Raw genomic sequence first — 19,230 nt, forward strand, 5'->3', positions numbered from 1 at the left:
CGGCACACCGCGGCGCCCTCCGGCACCGTAGGGTCGGGGTTGGCGCCGTCCCCGTGGAAGATGGTCCCGATTCCCGGCGGGGGACGGGACCATCTTCGGCATCCCAGTTGCCGCCCGCGCCCGACCCCGGCGCGAAGATTTGAAAGGCATTGCCGTGGAGTCCCTCAACCCCTATGCGGTGCTTCGCCTGGATCCGCGGGCCAGCGCCGCCGAGATCGCCCGTGCCTACCGGGCCCAGATGCGCCTGCACCATCCCGACACCAGGCCCGGGCCTGAGGGACCGGAGCAGGAAGCGCTGGAGCGTTCCCGGCTGCAGTCGGTGATGGACGCCTATGCGGTCCTGGGCAACGCCGCCGCCCGGTCGGCGTACGATCGCGAACACCTATCCGCCCGCCGGGGCGCAAGGCCGGCGAGGGCCAGGCGGGTATCCCGCTCGACCAGGCCCGACGTGGTGGCTGGACCACTGGTCTGGACCCCGCCCCCGAATAGGAAGATGCCGTGAATTCCTGGCATCGTTACGATGCGCCGCTGCTGCGCGTGTTCCTCGAGCGTTTTGGGACGCGGTGGGGCCAGGCGACGCCGTTCGTGGGCCAGATGGTTGGCCGTGCTCGGAGGAAGACCTATTCGGTCCAACAGTGGAAATCATGCAAGAAAGGTCCTAAGCCTAGGTTTAGGACTTTTCTTGCATGATTGACTGGTCGGCCCCTCGGCAAACCAAGTTCTGGTAGTGCTTGCTCAAGGCCGTCCGCGGTCATGGGAACGACACCGGCGATCGAGAGTTCAATGCCTGCACGCACGATATTCAACGTGTGGGCGGGGCGGCCTCAGGTTGAGCCCAGAAGGCCTGCTGGGTGGCTCTTTCCGGCGCATCGCTGGTTGTGCAGTCGGCTGCGGCGAAGGCTGAAGCTTGGCAGTTTTGAGGTGACCAGGAAATGAAAAAGCCCCGGTTTCCCGGGGCTGGATCAGAGCCTCCTGCCAGAATCGAACTGGCGACCTTTTCATTACGAGTGAAACGCTCTACCAACTGAGCTAAGGAGGCACCGTGGCGCGTGAGCACCACAAGTGAACACTTTATAGGAATCTGTCCTCAGCGGTCAAAACGACGCGGTGGGAGGGTCCGTCAGCACGTCAATCCGTCGGCCGGAACCGTCCCGTCCAGGAAATAGGACTCCACGGCGTTGGCGATGCAGTCGTTGGAACGGCCATAGGCGGTGTGGCCGTGGCCCTCGTAGGTCACCAGCGAGGCGGAAGAAAGCTGCTCGGCCAGCGCCTGGCTCCACGCGTACGGCGTGGCCGGATCCCCGGTGGTGCCGATGACCACGATCGGAGCGGCGCCCTCCGCAGTCAACGGGGCGGGATTGCCGGTGGCGGGGTGTTTCCAGTCCTGGCAGCCCACTGCGCCGTAGGCCAGGTACTTGCCGATCGTCGGGGCCGCCTGGGCCAGCTCCTGGGCCTCGGCGCGCATCGTCGGGATGTCCGCGTCCATGGGATAGTCGAGGCAGTTGATGGCGCTGAAGGCGGCGGTGCCGTTGCCGGTGTAGCTCCCGTCGGACTCGCGTCCGGCGGTGAGGTCGGCGAAGTACTGGATGTCATCGACGTTCCCGGCCATCACATTGCGCAGTGCCTCGGTGAGCATGGGCCATGTGGAATTGTCGTAAAGCGGGACGATGAACCCGTTGACGAAGTCGATGATCGGGACGCTGCGTCCGTCGCTGCCTACCAGGGGTTCGGCCTCCACCTCGGCGAAGAGTTCGCGCAACTGGTCCAAGGCATCCTCGAGCTCGCCGCTGAAGGGACAATCGCCCGAATCCAGGCAATCCTGCATGTACGCACGGATCTCGTTTTCGAACCCGAGGGCCTGGCCCATGGTGATCTCGTTGTTGCCGAGCGTGGGGTCAAGCGCCCCGTCAAGAACCATGCGACCCACGTTCTGCGGGAAGAGCTGGGCATAGTTGGCGCCCAGCGAGGTGCCGTAGGAATAGCCCAGGTAGTTCAGGGTCTTGTCCCCGAGCGCCGAACGAATCACGTCCATGTCGCGGGCTGCCGAAATGGTGTCGACAAAGCCCAGTGCGTCCCCGGTGCGCTCGGCACACAGCGCGGCATACTCGGCGCTGTCGCGGCGCATCTCCTCGATTCCCGCGTCGGAGCCGGGATCGAACTGCTCCGCCCGGCCGGCGTCTTGTTCGGCCGGCTGCTCGCATGTGACCGGAGTGGAGGAACCGACTCCGCGCGGGTCAAAGCCAACCACGTCAAAGCCGCGCTGCAGATCCTGGCCGAACATGTTCGGGACCGCCTCGCGGACGGTCTCCAGACCGGAGGCACCCGGGCCGCCGGGGTTCACCAGCAACGAGCCGGCGGCGTTCTTGCCGCCCGGGCGCTTGTTCAGGGCCAGGGTCATGGTCTTTCCGGACGGGTCGTCGTAATCCATGGGTACGGTCAGCTCGGTGCACAGCAGCACGCCGCCGCAGGAAGCCCAGTCCAGTTCCTGGGTATAGAACTTTTCCAGGCCTGCCGGAATCGCTGCCGAGTCTGCCGGCGCCGAATTGATGGCAGGGGCCGGGGCGGTTGCCGTGGAACAGGCGCCCAACAACAGGGCCGCGGAGCCGAGTGCGGCAATCACTGACAGGTGGCGGCGGGGTGCTCTCATGCGGGCTTCAGGCTCCTTGGGGCGCGAGTGCGCGGAATGGGGGGAAAATTACTGGGGAATAAAGGCTATTTTGTCGGACGCAGGCTGACCATCATGGCTTCGATGGCCAATAGCGGGGCGACGTTGGCGCCAATACGCGCCCTCGCTTCGGCGATGGCATCGATCTTTGCCACCGTGGTCTCGGGCCGCGAGGCGTTGGCGTAGGCATGCAGGGGATCGGAAAGGTAGTCGTTGACCAGCTCGGTGGAGGCATTCAACTGCACCAGCAGCACGTCGCGGAAGAACGTGGTCATGTCGATCAGCGAGCGGTCCAGAGCGTCGTGGGTGGCACGCCGGGCGCGGCGCTTGGCGTTCTCCTCCAGGGCCTTGAACGCGCTGCGCTGCTGGGGCGGCACCGGGGCGTCGGCTTCCAGTCCCAGCGCGGTGCGCAGGGAGGCGGCCTCGGCCTCGGCGCGTTCCGTTGCGGACGCGGTGGCCTCCGCGGTGGACAGCTCCACCAGTTCGGCAGCTGCCATCACCGCGTCGGAGACGGTGCGGATGCGCAGCGGCAGGCGCACCGTGGTGTCGCGGCGGCGGCGTGCCTCCGGGTCGCGGGCCAGGCGCCGGGCGATGCCGATGTGCGACTGGGAAACCCGGGCGGCGAAGTCGGCCTGTTCCTCGGAGAGTCCGTCTCGGCGCACCAGCAACTCGGCCACTGCGGCGCGGGTCGGAACGGCCAGGGAGACCGAGCGGCAGCGCGAACGGATGGTCACCAGCACGTCGGCCGGCGAGGGAGCGCAGAGGATCCAGACGGTGTGCGGGGGAGGTTCCTCGATGGACTTGAGCAGCACGTTGGTGGTGCGCTCGGTCATCCGATCCGCGTCCTCCACGATGATCACGCGCCAGGGCGCGGTGGAGGGCCGGTCCTGCGCCTTGGTGATCAGCGTCCGGACGTCCTCGATCTGGTAGTTGACCTTTTCGGTGGCGATCAGCGCGACATCCGGGTGCGTGCCGGCAAGCACCGTGACGCAGGCCTTGCAGCTTCCGCAACCGCGCAGCGCCGCATCGGGGTGCTGGCATTGCAGGGCGGCGGCAAAGGCGCGCGCCGCGTTGGAGCGACCGGAGCCCGGCGGGCCGGTGAACAGCCATGCATGCGCGGGGTTGCCTTCGGCGACCGCGCGGCGAAGCGCGGCAATGGCCTTCTCCTGTCCCGGCAGGTCGTCCCAGACATCCATGCTCAGGCTCCCGGACCGTTGAGCCGTGCGGCAACGGCCTCCGTGATGGCGGCGGCCAGCGACTGGACCCCGGTGGCTGCATCCAGGACCAGATAGCGGCTCGGCTCCCGGGCGGCGAAGTGCACGAAGGCGTCGCGGATGCGGGAGTGGAACTCGTCGGGTTCGGATTCGAGGCGGTCCTCGGCCAGCGGCTTGCCGTCGGCGCCGACGGTGCGGCGGGAACGGCCGTCGGCCGGGGTGACATCGAGCAGCACCGTCAGGTCCGGTTGGAGCCCGCCGGTGGCGAAGTCGTTGATGGAACGCACGGCGTCCTCACCGAGTTCCCGGCCGATGCCCTGGTAGGCCAGGGAAGAATCGACGTAGCGGTCGCAGACAACCATGGTGCCGGCGGCCAGTGCGGGGCGGATGACCTGTTCGACGTGGGCGGCGCGGGCCGCCGCGTACATCAGGGCCTCGGTGCGTGCATCGACGGTGCCCTGCCCGTGGTCAAGGACCAGGGAGCGCAGCTTCTCGCCGATCGGGGTGCCGCCGGGCTCGCGGGTGTGCAGCACGGTGTGTCCGTTTTGGCGCAGGTCCTGGACCAGCAGGGCGGCCTGCGTGGACTTTCCAGCCCCGTCACCGCCCTCGAAGACGATGAAGCGGCCTGCGTTGACGGGGTTTGGCTGCGCGTTGCTCACGCCTTCTAGCCTATCCGCACCGGGGCCCTGTCGGCTCATCCGGTGTGCGCACCTGTACGTCATCGGCTGGGGCGCTGGCCTGGCCAGGGAGTAACCTAAAAATCATGACCCGCCCAGAATCCGTGCCGTGGGCCCCGGACACCGTAGTGGTGTCCGCCGGACGCCCGCCGCATGCAGTTGACCAGCCCGTGAATTCGCCCATCGTGCTTTCCTCCACCTTCCACTCGCTGGGGGAGCCGGACGCCGGGGAGAAGGTCTACGGACGCTTCACCAACCCCACCTGGGACCCGCTGGAAGAAACCATCGCCCAGCTCGAGGACTGCGAACTCCCCGCCCTGGCGTACGCCTCCGGCATGGCGGCGGTGGCCGCGGCCCTCTCCCTGCTGCCTGCCGGCGGCACCATCGTCATCCCGTCCCATGCCTACAACGGTTCGCTCTCGCTGGTGGCCGAGCTGGAAAAGACGCTGGGACTCACGGTGCGCCGCGTCGACCTGGCCGACACAGACGCCGCGATCGCCGCCCTGGCCGGTGCGGACATGGCCTGGCTGGAGTCACCCACCAACCCGATGCTCGAGGTTGCCGACCTGCCGGTGCTGCTGGCAGCCGCCCGTGAGGCCGGGGTGCTCACGGTGGTGGACAACACCTTCTCCACCCCGCTGCGCCAGCGGCCGCTGCAGCAGGGCGCCGACGTGGTGGTGCACTCTGCCACCAAATACATGGGTGGCCACTCTGACGTGGTCCTGGGCGCCGTAGTGACCCGGAATCCCGAATTGCGTTCCCGACTGCACGGCATGCGGACCCTGCACGGGGCGATCGCCGGCCCGTTCGAGGCCTGGCTGACGCTGCGCGGCATCCGGACCATGGCCCTGCGCCTGGACAGGGCAGAAGCCAGCGCCATGGAACTGGCCAAGCGGCTGGCCGGGCACCCGGCGATTTCCCGGGTGCGCTATCCCGGTCTGCCCGAAGACCCCGGTCACCAGCGCGCGGCTGAACAGCTGGAAGGCTTCGGGGCCATCGTGGCCATCGAGGTCGCCGGCGGCGCGGAAGCCGCCGATGCGATGCTCGCGAAACTGTTGCTGTGGACCCCGGCAACCTCGCTCGGTGGCGTGGAGTCCCTGGCCGAGCGGCGCCGTCGCCACCCGGGTGAACCCGGGACGGTGCCGGACAACCTGGTGCGGCTGAGCGTCGGCATTGAAAATGTCGAGGACTTGCACGTCGACCTGACCGCGGCGCTGGGCTAACGCGGCTAAGCTGGATCCATGAATCTTGCGCACTTGTTCGAGCACTATCTTCTGCTCGCGCTCGGTATCCTGGCCGCCGTGATTGCCCTGGTGGCGCTTTTTGACGCGGTGCGGCACCCCGCGGCCAACTTCCAGCGCGAAAACAAGCGCAGCAAGCCGTTTTGGATGGGCATGACAGCGGCCGCGACCCTGGTCTGCGTATTGTCGGTGCTCGGCGGTGGCGGCGGCGGCATCTTCCAGCTCGTTGGCGCCTGCATCGCTTGCGTATACCTGGCGGACGTCAAGCCCGCGGTGTCCGGCAAGGGCGGCTACTCCTACTAGGTGCGCATCCGGCGCGCTCCGTGTGCCGCTTGGGTGGCTAGTCCCGTCCCCGGATATCGGCCGTCAGTTCGATGATCTCCAGGCGGTCGGCCGGGCCGGCCACCATCAGGATGCGCTCTGCCGCCACGGGCCCCAGGACCCTGAACAACCGGTCGGGGGAGAGCGTTGATTCGGCGCCATCGTGGCGGTGCAGCACCGTGACGTTGGCGCCGGTGTGTGCGTGGATCGCCGCGGCGAGCTCTCGGGCATCCTCACCGGCCACCAGCATGACCTCCCGGATGCCGCGCCCGGGCTCCGGCGCGGGCTCGTCCCCGGCACCCGCAGAGCGGGCGTGCCGCCAGAGCACGAAGTGGTAACCCGCCACCAGCCCGGTGGCCACCAGCAGGCCCAGAGGTGCGCGAACGCGTTCGAGCAGGCCGGCACCGCCGGAATCCCCGAGCATGAATTCGAAGAGCCGGAACCCGATCACCAGCAGCGTCACCAGGGCCACCACGGCGCTGATTCCGAAGACCAACACCAAGTAGATCCGCCGGCCGCGCGGGTCGGCCGGCCGGGTCGGATGCCAGGTGAACCACCACAGCGGCCCACCAATGGCCAGCGAGCTCAGGCCCGCCAGCAGCAGCTCGGTCGGGTCGGTGCCGCCCAGCCGCGTGGTTGCCGTGGACAGGGCCGCATTGACGACAACGCCGATGCCCGATGCCGCCGCAGCCAGCGCGATCCCGGAGACGGCCAGCCCGGCAGCTGCGGGAACAGGTTCGGGCCGGTTCCCTGCGGTCCTGGCATGGTACAGCCAGGACAGCGTGCCCAGCAACGCACTGGCCAGGGCCTCGGGTGCCGGTTCCAGCAGCACCGGCAGCGGATCGCTGCGGTCAAGGCCCATGCGCAGCAGCACGAACAACAGCACGCCGGCTCCGCCCAGGGCCAGGATCGCGGACCCGCCGACGCCGACGGCCACCAGGCCCACCCCCGCCAACTTGGTGTGCAGCTCACGGGTTCCCTCGCGGATCCAGTGCCACCACCAGACCAGGATCCCGCCCGCTGCCCAGACCAGCAGCGCCAGGGCGGCGCGCCACCAGGGAGCACCGATGGCCGCCAGCTCCCCATGCGTTCCCAGCGCCTGTTCGAAGAGCACGGCAAGCGCGCCCGTGCCGGCGCCCAGGCCGATGACCAGTCCAATGACGGTGCCGAGCACGTGCGGGACCTTCGCCAAGGCCAACGGCCCCCGGGTCCGGTGGTGCAGCATCCACCGATGCCAGACCCACACCGCGGCCCATGACAGGCCGGTGGCCAGGGAAGACTTCCAGGAACCGGTGTCCCCGCCCGCCAGCGCTGCCAGGGCGCCGACGCCGAATCCGGTGGCGGTGAGCAGGGAAGTTGCGTACATGGCAGAGACATAGATGCCCCACGCCGTGGCGCGGCGTTCGGCAGGATCGGCCAGCAGTCGCCACGACGCCCAGAACACCACTGCGCCCAGCGGGCCGCCCACCAGCGCCAGTGCCATGGCAAGGGCCAGCGAGGATGAATCGTTGAACGCGATCGCATCGCCGGCGGTGAGCAGCATGCCCAGCAGCCCGCTGACGCCGGAGGCGGCCAGGGACACCAGTGCGAAAAGGAGCAGGTAGAGGATGACGCGGCGCAGCGTGCCCAGCGCGGGGGCGGCGGGGCGAATCACGGTGGTGTTGCCGGTGCTCATGGCGCGATGCCCTTCTCAGGGCAGACAACCAAAGGCCACGGGGCGTCGGAGATCAGCCACTTGCCTTCGACGAGTCTCAGGTCAAAGGATTCTTCGCTGGCGTATTCGGCGCTTCCGAACGGTCCGCCGACATTGGTGTGTGAAATGGACACCACCACGTCGGCAGTGGTGTCGCGCTCGGTGGTGGACACCAGCGCGACCCGGACGTTCCGCTCGGGGGCAACGGCGTCGAACTCCTCGCAACTGAAGTCCTGCCCGGGGTCCAGATAGGCCGCCGCGGCGGCCTCGTCGCCGCCGATGACGGCGGTGACATAGCCCTGCACGACCCCGGCAGGGGTGGCGGCATCAAGTGTCTTCGGTGCCCCGCGGGTGAGCACGACGAGCAACGACAAGAGCACAAGTGCTGCAATCACGCACAGCAGCAGGACCAGTGGCTTCCCGGTCCGTGAAACACCTTTGACCATGGATCCAGTATGGGGCCGCAAGGGGCCGATTGCACCCATCCTTGGTGCGGGCAAAATCCGTGGCTGGCTAGTTGAGTTCCGCAAGGGCCAGGGCTCCGGTGCGCGGGGCAACGGCCGCCCATTTCACCGTCAGCTCGCCCAGGCGCCAGCGGGCGGCCGAGTCGCAGATTGGCCAACCGGATTCACGCAGGGTGCGGCACATGGCCACGAAGCGCTGCTTGTTGCCGAAGGATGCCAGCGGTGCGGCGGAAAGCCACGCGGCATCTGCCGCGGCGAGGAAGTCGTGGATGCGTTCGCCGTCGACGTTGCGGTGGATCAGCGCCTTGGGCAGGCGCTCGGCCACGTCGGAAGGGCGGGCGAAGGCACCGAAGCGCAGGGAGATGCTGAGCGTCTGCGGGCCGTCCTTGGTGACGGCGACCCACGAGCTGCGCCGGCCGATCTCGTCGCAGGTGCCCTCGATGAGAACGCCGTTCTCTGTCAGCCGCCCGGCCATGGTCTTCCAGATGCCGGGGACGTCGGCCTCGTCGTATTGTCGCAGCACGTTGAAGGCGCGGATCACGGTGGCCTGGGCTGCAATGGGGATCTCGAAGCCGCCCAGCAGGAAGTCGAGGCCTTCCAACCGCAGCGCGGTGCCGCGGGCCACGCGTTCGGGTTCGATCTCGATGCCGATGACGCGCGCCAGGGGGGAGATGGAGCGGATGCGGTCAAAGAACTCGACGGCGGTTCCCGGCGATGCCCCGTAGCCCAGGTCCACTGCAATGGGCGGTGCCCCGGTGGTTCCGGGGCGCAGGCGCCAGGCCTGGGGGCCGGTCATCCAGCGGTCGACGCGGCGCATGCGATTGGGATTTGTGGTCCCGCGGGTCGTATTGCCCAGCGGGCGACCGGTCAGCGACCGTCCGCCGAGCCGAGTCGCTTTCTGAACCATTGGCTTAAGCGTAAAGTGCCCGGCACCGCGACCCGCGCGTGTCACGGAATAAAGTAAGGCACTTCACGCGCCCTAGAATGGGTTTCATGACTTACACCCTGATCCTGCTGCGCCACGGGCAAAGCGAGTGGAACGAAAAGAACCTGTTCACCGGCTGGTACGACGTCACGCTGACCGAACAGGGCCGTGCCGAAGCCGTTCGCGGCGGGCAGATGCTCACCGAGGCCAAGCTGGCCCCTGCTGTCCTGCACACCTCGCTGCTCAAGCGCGCCATCATCACCGCAAACCTGGCCCTGGAGTCCGCGGACCTGTCGTGGATCCCGGTCAAGCGCAGCTGGCGCCTGAACGAACGTCACTACGGCGCGCTGCAGGGCAAGGACAAGGCAGCGACCCTGGCCGAATACGGCGAGGAGCAGTTCATGGAATGGCGCCGCAGTTACGACACCCCGCCGCCGGCGCTGTCCGACGACTCGGAGTTCAGCCAGATCAACGATCCGCGCTACGCCAACCTGGGCGACGACGCACCGCGCACCGAATGCCTCAAGGACGTCCTGGATCGCATGCTCCCGTACTGGGAAGACGAGATCAAGCCGGACCTTGCCGCGCACAAGACCGTCCTGGTCACCGCGCACGGCAACTCGCTACGCGCCCTGGTCAAGCACCTCGACCACATCAGCGACGAGGACATCGCCGGCTTGAACATCCCTACCGGCATCCCGCTGGTGTACGAACTCAACGAGGACTTCACCCCGGTCACCCGCGGTGGACAGTACCTTGACGCGGATGCCGCTGCCGACGCCATCAAGGCCGTCGCCAACCAGGGCCGCTAGGGTCCACCGCTTCCCTCCCTGCAAGTGGAATAACGGGGCTGCGTCCCATGCCGGCCGGCATGGAACGCAGCCCCGTTTTGCCGTGTGTCGACAGGTGTTCGCTGCGGAATCCGGCGCGGGCAGACCCCTGGCCCCACTGTGTCCCGGGCCATGGAAATACGGTCTCGGAGACCGTCGGGAATGTTCGACTGGTCACAAAATCTGCGCGGGGGGCGAAAAATGGGAAATTGGCACTTGCGCACACGGGTTCATGCTGTACTGTGTCGTCTCGACGTACCCCTGAATCACGTAAGGATTGCATTTCGTGGCAACTGATTATGATGAGGTCCGGCCAGACGTAGCCGAGGCCCGTAAGGCCTCCCTTGAAGCGGTCAAGTCCGCAAACGCTCCCGACGCACGTAGCGTGTCCCGAGACCTGGATGAGGAAGACACCTCGGATGGTGTCGAGCTGGCGGGTGCCGACCTGTCGAACGAGGAACTGACGGTCACCGTCGTTCCGCAGAAGGAAGACGAGTTCCTCTGTGGCTCCTGCTTCCTGATCCGCCATCGCACGCTCCTGGCGCGCGAGGCCAACGGCGTGGCATACTGCCGCGACTGCGAAGGCTAGGGCCAAGCAACGCCCCAGCGCCTAGAACGACTGCCGCTGCATCAATTTTCCCAGGCTGTGCGCCCACTCCCCGAAGACGTCGTGTCTTCCACGGAAAGACGCCCGGCTCCACGGGAAGGCATGTGGCGGTTTGGCGTTTAATGCCACCTGGCCAAAACGCAAAAAACGATGGCCCCGCCGTTCCGGCGGGGCCATCGCGCGTGGTGGCACCGGCGGAAAGCCGCGGTGCCGCCGGAGGCATGTTGCCTAGAAGACGCTGATGTCCGGATCCCATTCGCCGGTGACCAGGTAGGAAACCTTGCGGGCCACCGATACCCCGTGGTCGCCAAAGCGCTCGAGATAGCGGCTGGTCAGCGTGACGTCGGCTGTCGTCGGCCCGGAGTGGGTCCAATCCGGAGCTGCCACGACCTTGAAGATCGAGGAGTGCAGTTCATCGATCTTGGTATTCAGCTCGATGATTTCCCGGGCAATGGCCAGGTCGCGGGTGTCCAGCAATTCGCCGACCTTGATGGCGATGGCGATGTCGAGCTCCGCCATTTCCTTGAAGGTGGGGGCGATGGATTCCGGGACCACCTGCTGCGGGAAGCGCAGACGTGCCAGCTGGGCCACGTGTCGGGCCAAATCGCCCATGCGCTCCAGCGAGGCGCTCATGCGCAACGATCCAACGATCATGCGCAGGTCCGAGGCCACCGGACCCTGGAGAGCCAACACGTCGATGGCGCGTTCGTCGAGCTGGTTCTGCAGGAAATCGATCTTGGCGTCCTCGGCGATGACTTCCTGGGCCAAATCGATGTCCGCATTCGTAAACGACTCATAGGCACGTTCCATGGCCGTGGCCACAAGACGGGACATCTCGATGAGTTCTTCTCCGATTTGCTGCAGATCGGCCTGGAAAACCTTACGCACGCGGGCGTCCTTTCACTACGATTTGTCACCGCGTCCGGCACGGACGACGGAACTGTTCATGTCCATTGTTACAGCACCAGGTGAATCGGCCGGGGAAACGAGGTGAACGTTTCGTGAATGAGTCGCGTCATTGGCTGGTTTGGAGCCGGTGGACGGTTGAACCCCGGTTAGGCTAGGAGGTGTGAATGATGTCTTGCTTTCCCTTGTTGCGGGCCTCGTCGGGTTGGCCCTTGGCATTGTGGGCATCATGGCGTACCGCGGTTCGATGCGCTCCCGCGGCGGCCTGCCGGTGGTCGGTGAGCCGACGCTGCCCGAGGGCTCCGCCGAAGTGCTGTCGGTGATTGGCCGCGCCTTTGTCATCCTCGACGAGGTCGACGGGGTAGTGCGTGCGAACCCCGCCTCCTATGCCTATGGGCTGGTGCGAGGGCACACGCTCATCCATGATGAATTGCGCACCCTCGCCCGCAAGGTCCGCGCCGACGGGGTGATTGCCGAACGCGAGTTCGAGCTCCCTCGGGGCACCATGGGCGCCGCGAGCATGATCATCCATGTGCGGGTTGCCCCGCTGGGCGAGGAATACATCCTGCTGCTTGCCGATGACCGCACCGAGATCACCCGCACCGCCGCGGTCCGCAACGACTTTGTGGCCAACGTGTCCCACGAACTGAAGACCCCCGTCGGGGCGATCTCGCTGCTGGCCGAGGCCATCGACGGAGCCGCCGACGACGAAACGGCCGTGCGTCGCTTCACCGCCCGCTTGCACAAGGAATCGGCCCGTCTGGCGGCGCTGGTCCAGGACATCATCGAACTGTCCCGGCTGCAGGGCACCGACGTGGTGCTGATGGGTGAGAACATCGACCTCAACGAGGTGCTGGCAGAGGCCGTGGACCGCAACAAGTTGCCGGCGGAGGAAAAACGCATCAAGATCTCGGTGGGAGGCTCGGTGCACCAGCCGGTCTTCGGAGACCGCGACCTGCTAATGACGGCACTGCGCAACCTAATCGACAACGCCATCCGCTACTCGCCCGAGGACACCACCGTGGGCGTGGGACTGCGGGAGCGCGACGGGCTTGTCCAGATTTCCGTCACGGACCAGGGCCCCGGCATCGCCCCGGACGAGCAGGACCGGATCTTTGAACGCTTCTACCGCATTGACGCGGCGCGCTCGCGGCACACCGGCGGAACCGGCCTGGGGCTGAGCATCGTCAAGCACGTGGTGGCCAACCACGGCGGCGAAATCACCCTGTGGTCCCAGCCCGGACAAGGGTCGACCTTCACGGTGCGCCTTCCGATGCTTGAAGAAACCGGCGAACAAGACGAGTCGCTTCCCTCGAGGAACGACCATAAACACAAAACGGCCCATGCGCCTGGCGCGCTGCCGGAAGGAGGACGGGGATGACCCGTATTTTGCTGGTTGAGGACGAGGAATCGCTTTCAGACCCGTTGACGTACCTGCTGGAAAAGGAGGGCTTCGAGGTCCGCGTGGCCGACAACGGGTTGGATGCCGTCACCGAGTTCGAGCGCCACGGCGCCGACCTGGTACTCCTTGACCTGATGCTGCCGGGCCAGCCCGGGACCGAGGTGTTCCGCCAGATCCGCACGGTCTCGCAGGTGCCGGTGATCATGCTGACCGCCAAGGACTCGGAAATCGACAAGGTCGTCGGCCTGGAGCTGGGTGCCGACGACTATGTCACCAAGCCCTACTCCTCCCGGGAACTGGTGGCCCGCATCCGCGCGGTGCTGCGCCGACAGGGCGAGGGCGACGAATTGGTGTCCAACATCGTTGCCGCCGGCCCCGTCCGCATGGATGTGGAACGCCACGTGGTCTCGGTGCGCACCACGGAGGTGCCGATGCCGCTGAAGGAATTCGAGCTGTTGGAGATGCTCCTGCGCAACGCCGGCCGGGTGCTGACCCGCGGGCAGCTGATCGACAGGGTCTGGGGCTCGGACTACGTGGGGGACACCAAGACCCTCGACGTGCACGTGAAGCGCCTGCGCTCGAAGATCGAACCGGAGCCGGCGACCCCGGTCCACTTGGTCACGGTGCGCGGCCTGGGATACAAGTTCGAGGCATAGCGAACGCCTGAAGGCATCAAGGCAACGGGCCCGCGGGGCGTCATTCCTGACGCCCCGCGGGCCCGTTGCCGTTCGTAGTCGTGGTGAGGCAGAGGCCGCGGCGCGAAGTCCTTGCGTGATTTCGCGGATCTGCCGGTGCCTATCCAGACGCCGAAGGCGATGGGCCCGGAAGAATTCTTCCGGGCCCATCGCCTTCGCTGTTTATGCTCTCTCGCCGTCGCCGTCGCCGTCGCCGTCGCCGCTGGGGCGCCGAAGCCGCCTTAGTGTGCGGCGGGCTTCTCGGACGGGGTCAAGTGCTCAAGGCTCTTCGGGTCATGTCCGCCCGGAACGTAGTCGCGGTACTCCTCGAGGGTTCCGTCGATCACCGGGATACGGACCTCGTCGGAGCCCGAGCCGATGCTCAGGGTCGCCTGGGCCAGTGCGCCCGGAAGCACTCCGGTGGAAGGCACGGTCTTGGCGTTTTCGGTCTTTTCGAGGGACACGACGGACTTGGCTGGCACATCGATGCTGACCGAACCGGAAGCAAGCGTTACTTCCAGCTTCTGGGCAGCATCGGTGCTGTTGACCAGGGAGCCGAGCAGTCGGGCCTCGTCGGTGGCGCTCTTGGTGACGAGCATCAGGTTGCGGACTTCGACGTCGCCGACGTTAAGAACGATTCCATCGGATGCGGCGTACTGGAAGGTCGTTGCCTGCTCGTTGATGGCACCACAGCTGGTGACACCAAGGGACAAAATGGCAAGGGCTGCTGCGGCAACGACGCGGCGTCCACGGTTCTTCTGTGCGGTCATCACGGCACAAACTCCTCAATCAGGTTCGAGTTCGGGTGAGCTCGTGGGCACACGGGATACACCCGAGGGAGCCACTCTCGCCCCCTAGCCTAATGGGTTTTGTCGAGAATGTATGATTCGGCCACCGGCGTAAGAGTCATCAATGCGCTGATCACAGCCATGAAACGACCCGAAATGACTGCTTTGCATAGCAGGAGATCGGCCGCTTGGGAAGACCCAAAACCCCGCCATTACAAGGGAGTAGGGGAGCCCCCCGAATCAATTTGCCAAACAATCGTGGTAAACTAGGTAGTGGGAAAGGGGTTTATCCACATGGTTTTTGAGGTTGGCGAGACAGTTGTCTACCCGCACCACGGTGCAGCAATGATCGAAGAGATCAAAATGCGCACCATCAAGGGCGAAGAGAAGATGTATCTCAAGCTTAAGGTTGCCCAGGGTGATCTGACCATCGAGGTTCCGGCAGAAAATGTCGATCTCGTTGGTGTGCGCGATGTAGTTGGTCAGGAAGGTTTGGATCACGTCTTCGACGTGCTGCGGGCCGAGTTTACAGAAGAGCCTACCAACTGGTCGCGCCGTTACAAGGCGAATCTGGAAAAGCTCGCTTCCGGCGACGTAATCAAGGTTGCAGAGGTCGTTCGCGATCTGTGGCGCCGCGATAACGACCGCGGACTTTCCGCAGGCGAAAAGCGCATGCTTGCAAAGGCCCGCCAGATCCTGATCAGCGAACTGGCCTTGGCCAAGAAGCTCGATGAGGAAAAAGCCGAGAGCGTGCTCGACGAGGTTTTGGCCTCTTAGCAGCCACGAGTTCTATTTGGTTTGAACCCCGGTGGGGGTCCGAAACACCGCAAGGCGTTTCGGACCCCCACCGGCATTTAAAGGCCGCTGGCAAGTCAGCGCGGAAGGGCCGTTGGAACACCGTTAGGCTGGAAGGCGTGAATGTCCCAACTTCGTTTAGCGAGCAAGAGATCCACCAGACGGCAGTCATCGTGGTGGCCGCCGGCTCGGGGACCCGGCTTGGCTACGGCATCCCCAAGGCCCTGGTCCCGCTGGCCGGCCGGTCGTTGCTCGAGCATGCGCTGGACCGAATCCAACTGGCCGGCTGCGCCGCCCAAGTCATTGCAGTGCTGCCGGAGGACGAAGCGGAACTTGCTGCCATCGCAGCGAACCATCCGTTGCGACCACACTGGGTGAGCGGCGGAGCAACCCGCAACGACTCGGTGCGTGCCGGACTCGCGGCGCTGGAACCCGGGACCGAACGCGTCCTGATTCACGACGCAGCCCGCGCGCTGACCCCGCCCGAGGTCTTCCGCCAAGTCGTGAGCTCACTTCTTGCGGGGGCACAGGCGGTGATTCCGGTGGTGCCGGTGGTGGACACCATCAAGCAAGTGGCCACCGATCCGGGACGCCAGCCGCACGTCACCGGCACCCCGGCACGCGATCTGCTGCGAGCCGTCCAAACCCCGCAGGGTTTCCACGCACCCACCCTGTTGGCGGCACACCAACAAGCCACGGATTGGGACCGGGCCAAGGCCGAGGCCATCACCGACGATGCGATGCTCATGGAAATTTTGGGTGAGCGTGTCGATACCGTCCCCGGTGCAGCGGCGGCCCTGAAGATCACCACCAAGCCGGACCTTGTCCTGGCCGAATCCATGTTGCCGGCACACCCCCCGAAGGAATCCCCTATGCCCCCGCACTCCGGCGGCCAGCAGCCCCCGCTGATCCCGCGCACCGGCATCGGCATCGATGTTCATGCCGTCGCCGATCCCGCCGAGCCCCGGGCCATGTGGCTGGCCGGACTCCATTTCCCCGAGGACCAGGGCCTGTCGGGTCACTCCGACGGCGACGCGGTTGCCCACGCCGCCTGCGACGCGCTGTTCTCGGCCGCCGGCATCGGGGATTTGGGAACACACTTCGGCACCGACCGTCCCGAATATGCCGGGGCCTCGGGCACCACGTTGCTGGCCGAGGCCGCGCGCCTGGTGCGTGCCGCGGGATTCGAGATCGGCAACGTTGCGGTCCAGTTCGTTGGCCGGCGTCCCAAGTTCGCCGCCCGCCGGACGGAAGCCGACGCCGTGTTGAGCAAGGCGGCCGGTGCCCCGGTCAGCGTCACCGCGACCACCTCCGACGGCCTGGGGTACGAGGGTGCCGGCGCGGGAGTCACCGCCTATGCCACCGCATTGGTGTATTCGGTGCGCTGAAAAACGCCGTTCGCGGCGCACCGGGTGTTTGACGACCTCGGATAACCTGTACAGGTGAGCATCCGTTTTTATGACACCCAGCAGGCAACGACCCGGGACTTCGTGCCCCTAACCGAGGGCAAGGTCGGGCTGTACTACTGCGGCGCCACCGTCCAGGGCATGCCGCACGTGGGACACGTACGCAGCGCCATCGCCTTCGACATCCTCACCCGCTGGCTGGAAAACCGCGGCTTCGAGGTCACCGTCGTCCGCAACGTCACGGACATCGACGACAAGATCCTGGAGAAGTCAGCTGCCTCCTTCGCCGAGGACTTCGAGGAAAACGAAGACTACTTTGCGCGCGAGGAGTGGTTCGCCCTGGCCTACCGCTTCGAGCAGGAATTCAACGCGGCCTATGACACCCTGGGGGTGCGCCGCCCCACCTACGAACCCCGCGCCACCGGCCACATCCCGGAGATGCACCAGCTCATTGCCCGGCTCATCGAGGCAGGCCATGCGTACCCGGCGCTGGATGACTCCGGCGACGTCTACTTCGACGTCCGTTCCTTCCCGGCCTACGGCTCGCTGACCCACCAGAACGTCGATGACATGCAGGGCGCCCCGGATGCAGACCCGCGCGGAAAGCGCGATCCGCGCGACTTCGCTCTATGGAAGGGGCAGAAGGACACCGATCCGGCCAGTGCTTCCTGGCCCAGCCCATGGGGAACCGGCCGTCCCGGCTGGCACCTGGAATGCTCCGCCATGGTCACCAAGTACCTGGGCACCGCCTTCGACATCCACGGCGGCGGACTGGACCTGCGCTTCCCGCATCACGAAAACGAGATGGCCCAGTCCATGGCCGCGGGCCACGAGTTCGCCAACTTCTGGATGCACAACGGCATGGTCACCTACGAGGGTGAAAAGATGTCCAAGTCCGTCGGCAACACCATTGCCCCGGCAGAAATGCTGGAAATGGCAAGCCCCCGGGCCGTGCGCTACTTTCTGGGCCAGGCGCACTACCGCTCCCAGCTGGACTACCGCCCCGATTCCCTCGCCGAGGCCACGTCCGCGGTCGAGCGCATCGACGGGTTTGTGGCCAACGCGCTGGACCGCATCCACGGCGTGGGCCCCACCGAGGACTTCTCAATCGACATGCACCACTTCGAGGTGACCGATGCCTTTGCCGACGCCATGAACGATGACCTCAACGTGCCTCAGGCACTGGCGTCGCTTCATGAGACGGTGCGCCGCGGCAACATTGCGCTGGCAGCCGGCGACCTCGAGGCGGCCGACGAAGCCATGCAGCAGGTCATGGCCATGACCTACACGCTGGGCCTGGACGACACCATCGAGGCCGGCGGTTCCGCCGATGCCGCGCAGTCCGCCGCACTTTCGGTGCTGGTTGACGCCCAATTGGCCGACCGGGCAGCCGCCCGCGAGGCCAAGGACTGGGCGCGTTCGGATGCCATTCGCGACACCCTGGCCAAGGCCGGAATCGTGGTTGAGGACTCGGCGGACGGCGCCCGTTGGAGCCTGAAAGGGTAAGTTGCCACACAAAGGGCAAGGAATATGCCTTCCTTGTCGCTAAAATGGGCGGGGCGGTGCGTGAAATCGCCGTGCCGTCCGCCCCGATCCTAGGAATACACCATCATGTCTGCTGCACCAAGGCGTTCCGGCGCCAAAAGCAAGAGCAAGAAGGGCCCCTCCGTCGGAACCGGCGGATATGGCCGCAAGGCGCTTGAGGGCAAGGGCCCCACGCCCAAGGCCGAGGACCGCCCGTACCACAAGGCCTTCAAGAACAAGGAGCTTGCCGAGCGCTCCGCGGCAAAGCGCGGAACCTCCAAGGGCGGCCCCGCCTCCCGCGGCCGCAGCACCGGCGGACGCTCGAAGAACAGCGAAGAACTGGTCACCGGACGCAACTCGGTCGTCGAGGCCCTGCGCGCCGGCATTCCTGCCAAGGCGCTGCATGTGGCTATCCGGATCGACATGGATGAGCGCGTGCGTGAATCCCTGAAGATCGCCGCCGAACGCGGCATCCCCGTGATGGAAACCGGCAAGCCGGAACTGGACCGGATGACCGACGAGGCAATCCACCAGGGCCTGGTCCTGCAGATCCCGCCGTACGATTACGCCGATGCGCTGGAAACCGTCAAGGCCACCATCTCCAAGCACCGCAAGGGCTACGTCAAGAACGCCCCGCTGTTCATTGCACTGGACGGCATCACCGACCCGCGCAACCTCGGTGCGATCATCCGTTCGGCTTCGGCATTCAATGCCCACGCCGTAATTGTTCCCGAGCGCCGCTCGGTGGGCATGACGGCCTCGGCCTGGAAGACCAGTGCGGGTGCCGCCGTGCGCGTGCCGGTCACCCGTGCCCCCAACCTGACCTCCACCCTCAAGGGCATGAAGGAAGCCGGCGTATTTGTCATCGGCCTGGACGGCGACGGCGACGTCTCCTTGCCGGATCTCGGCCTGGCCACCGATCCGCTGTGCATCGTGGTGGGCTCCGAGGGCAAGGGCCTGTCCCGCCTGGTGCGCGAGAACTGCGACATGATCGTCTCGATCCCGATCAACTCCTCCATGGAGTCGCTGAATGCATCGATGGCCGTGGGCATCACGCTTTACGAGGTTTCGCGCAAGCGCAGCGCCTAAGGCACCGTG

At 66.2% G+C, this 19,230-nt stretch carries 19 protein-coding genes and 1 tRNA gene; 11 read left to right on the top strand and 9 right to left on the bottom strand.

Annotated features, from left to right (window positions below):
* The first annotated feature begins 154 nt into the window (after positions 1–154).
* Positions 155–502, top strand: coding sequence for a J domain-containing protein (locus ABD687_RS16385; protein WP_264271201.1), 348 nt, complete (start codon positions 155–157; stop codon positions 500–502).
* A gap of 464 nt (positions 503–966) precedes the next feature.
* On the opposite strand, the gene ABD687_RS16390 is transcribed toward ABD687_RS16385, so the two are convergent.
* From ABD687_RS16390 to tmk, 4 genes are all read right to left on the bottom strand, one after another.
* A tRNA-Thr gene (locus ABD687_RS16390) sits at positions 967–1,039 on the bottom strand.
* An 81-nt stretch (positions 1,040–1,120) separates the two neighbouring features.
* Positions 1,121–2,647: an alpha/beta hydrolase gene (locus ABD687_RS16395; protein WP_310289603.1), complete on the bottom strand. Its 1,527-nt coding sequence runs from the start codon at positions 2,645–2,647 to the stop codon at positions 1,121–1,123.
* A 65-nt stretch (positions 2,648–2,712) separates the two neighbouring features.
* Entirely contained in the window at positions 2,713–3,861 is a 1,149-nt protein-coding gene (locus tag ABD687_RS16400) for a DNA polymerase III subunit delta' (RefSeq protein WP_264271203.1), read from the bottom strand.
* Between the two features lie 2 nt (positions 3,862–3,863).
* Positions 3,864–4,577 (bottom strand): dTMP kinase, encoded by a 714-nt coding sequence (gene tmk / locus ABD687_RS16405; protein ID WP_310289602.1) that lies wholly within the window; start codon positions 4,575–4,577, stop codon positions 3,864–3,866.
* Positions 4,578–4,642: 65 nt separating this feature from the next.
* Between tmk and ABD687_RS16410 the strand changes: the two genes are divergently transcribed.
* Together ABD687_RS16410 and ABD687_RS16415 are read left to right on the top strand one after the other, a co-directional pair.
* Positions 4,643–5,779 carry a trans-sulfuration enzyme family protein gene (locus tag ABD687_RS16410; RefSeq protein WP_310289600.1) on the top strand — a complete coding sequence of 379 codons (1,137 nt, stop codon included), beginning with the start codon at positions 4,643–4,645 and terminating at the stop codon, positions 5,777–5,779.
* Positions 5,780–5,797: 18 nt separating this feature from the next.
* The gene (locus tag ABD687_RS16415; protein WP_264271206.1) at positions 5,798–6,100 is read left to right on the top strand and encodes a DUF2516 family protein; all 303 of its coding nucleotides are present in this window, start codon (positions 5,798–5,800) and stop codon (positions 6,098–6,100) included.
* Positions 6,101–6,137: 37 nt separating this feature from the next.
* Here the strand turns inward: ABD687_RS16415 and ABD687_RS16420 are convergent, their stop codons facing one another.
* From ABD687_RS16420 to ABD687_RS16430, 3 genes are all read right to left on the bottom strand, one after another.
* Complete coding sequence (locus tag ABD687_RS16420) at positions 6,138–7,793, bottom strand: DUF5671 domain-containing protein (protein ID WP_310289597.1); 1,656 nt, start codon at positions 7,791–7,793, stop codon at positions 6,138–6,140.
* Positions 7,790–8,257, bottom strand: coding sequence for an LpqB family beta-propeller domain-containing protein (locus ABD687_RS16425; RefSeq protein WP_310289595.1), 468 nt, complete (start codon positions 8,255–8,257; stop codon positions 7,790–7,792). The genes ABD687_RS16420 and ABD687_RS16425 overlap by 4 nt, the downstream gene beginning before the upstream one ends.
* A 67-nt stretch (positions 8,258–8,324) precedes the next feature.
* Positions 8,325–9,182 carry a class I SAM-dependent methyltransferase gene (locus tag ABD687_RS16430; RefSeq protein WP_310289593.1) on the bottom strand — a complete coding sequence of 286 codons (858 nt, stop codon included), beginning with the start codon at positions 9,180–9,182 and terminating at the stop codon, positions 8,325–8,327.
* 86 nt (positions 9,183–9,268) lie between these two features.
* Between ABD687_RS16430 and ABD687_RS16435 the strand changes: the two genes are divergently transcribed.
* Together ABD687_RS16435 and ABD687_RS16440 are read left to right on the top strand one after the other, a co-directional pair.
* On the top strand, positions 9,269–10,012 hold the full coding sequence (locus tag ABD687_RS16435; RefSeq protein ID WP_310289591.1) for a phosphoglyceromutase: 744 nt from the start codon (positions 9,269–9,271) through the stop codon (positions 10,010–10,012).
* A gap of 304 nt (positions 10,013–10,316) precedes the next feature.
* Positions 10,317–10,619, top strand: coding sequence for a DUF4193 domain-containing protein (locus tag ABD687_RS16440; protein WP_071214863.1), 303 nt, complete (start codon positions 10,317–10,319; stop codon positions 10,617–10,619).
* 246 nt (positions 10,620–10,865) lie between these two features.
* Here ABD687_RS16440 and phoU read toward each other — a convergent pair whose 3' ends face one another.
* Positions 10,866–11,525 carry a phosphate signaling complex protein PhoU gene (phoU, locus tag ABD687_RS16445; RefSeq protein ID WP_302263007.1) on the bottom strand — a complete coding sequence of 220 codons (660 nt, stop codon included), beginning with the start codon at positions 11,523–11,525 and terminating at the stop codon, positions 10,866–10,868.
* Positions 11,526–11,706: 181 nt separating this feature from the next.
* On the opposite strand from phoU, the gene ABD687_RS16450 reads away from it, so the two are divergent.
* Together ABD687_RS16450 and ABD687_RS16455 are read left to right on the top strand one after the other, a co-directional pair.
* Positions 11,707–12,924 (top strand): sensor histidine kinase, encoded by a 1,218-nt coding sequence (locus ABD687_RS16450; RefSeq protein ID WP_264271212.1) that lies wholly within the window; start codon positions 11,707–11,709, stop codon positions 12,922–12,924.
* Entirely contained in the window at positions 12,921–13,601 is a 681-nt protein-coding gene (locus ABD687_RS16455; protein WP_264271213.1) for a response regulator transcription factor, read from the top strand. The genes ABD687_RS16450 and ABD687_RS16455 overlap by 4 nt, the downstream gene beginning before the upstream one ends.
* 260 nt (positions 13,602–13,861) lie before the next feature.
* On the opposite strand, the gene ABD687_RS16460 is transcribed toward ABD687_RS16455, so the two are convergent.
* Positions 13,862–14,392 carry a hypothetical protein gene (locus ABD687_RS16460; protein WP_264271214.1) on the bottom strand — a complete coding sequence of 177 codons (531 nt, stop codon included), beginning with the start codon at positions 14,390–14,392 and terminating at the stop codon, positions 13,862–13,864.
* Between the two features lie 309 nt (positions 14,393–14,701).
* On the opposite strand from ABD687_RS16460, the gene ABD687_RS16465 reads away from it, so the two are divergent.
* The 4 genes from ABD687_RS16465 (at position 14,702) to rlmB (ending at position 19,221) form a co-directional block, all read left to right on the top strand.
* Entirely contained in the window at positions 14,702–15,184 is a 483-nt protein-coding gene (locus ABD687_RS16465) for a CarD family transcriptional regulator (RefSeq protein WP_105551679.1), read from the top strand.
* Between the two features lie 137 nt (positions 15,185–15,321).
* Positions 15,322–16,590, top strand: a complete 1,269-nt coding sequence (gene ispD / locus ABD687_RS16470) for a 2-C-methyl-D-erythritol 4-phosphate cytidylyltransferase (RefSeq protein WP_310289583.1) — start codon at positions 15,322–15,324, stop codon at positions 16,588–16,590.
* A 54-nt stretch (positions 16,591–16,644) separates the two neighbouring features.
* Complete coding sequence (gene cysS / locus ABD687_RS16475; protein ID WP_310289581.1) at positions 16,645–18,114, top strand: cysteine--tRNA ligase; 1,470 nt, start codon at positions 16,645–16,647, stop codon at positions 18,112–18,114.
* A 105-nt stretch (positions 18,115–18,219) separates the two neighbouring features.
* Complete coding sequence (gene rlmB / locus ABD687_RS16480) at positions 18,220–19,221, top strand: 23S rRNA (guanosine(2251)-2'-O)-methyltransferase RlmB (RefSeq protein ID WP_264271218.1); 1,002 nt, start codon at positions 18,220–18,222, stop codon at positions 19,219–19,221.
* The last annotated feature ends 9 nt before the right edge of the window (positions 19,222–19,230 follow it).

Origin of the sequence: Paeniglutamicibacter sulfureus (genome assembly GCF_039535115.1) — a bacterium.
In the GTDB taxonomy this organism is placed as follows: Bacteria; Actinomycetota; Actinomycetes; order Actinomycetales; family Micrococcaceae; genus Paeniglutamicibacter; species Paeniglutamicibacter sulfureus.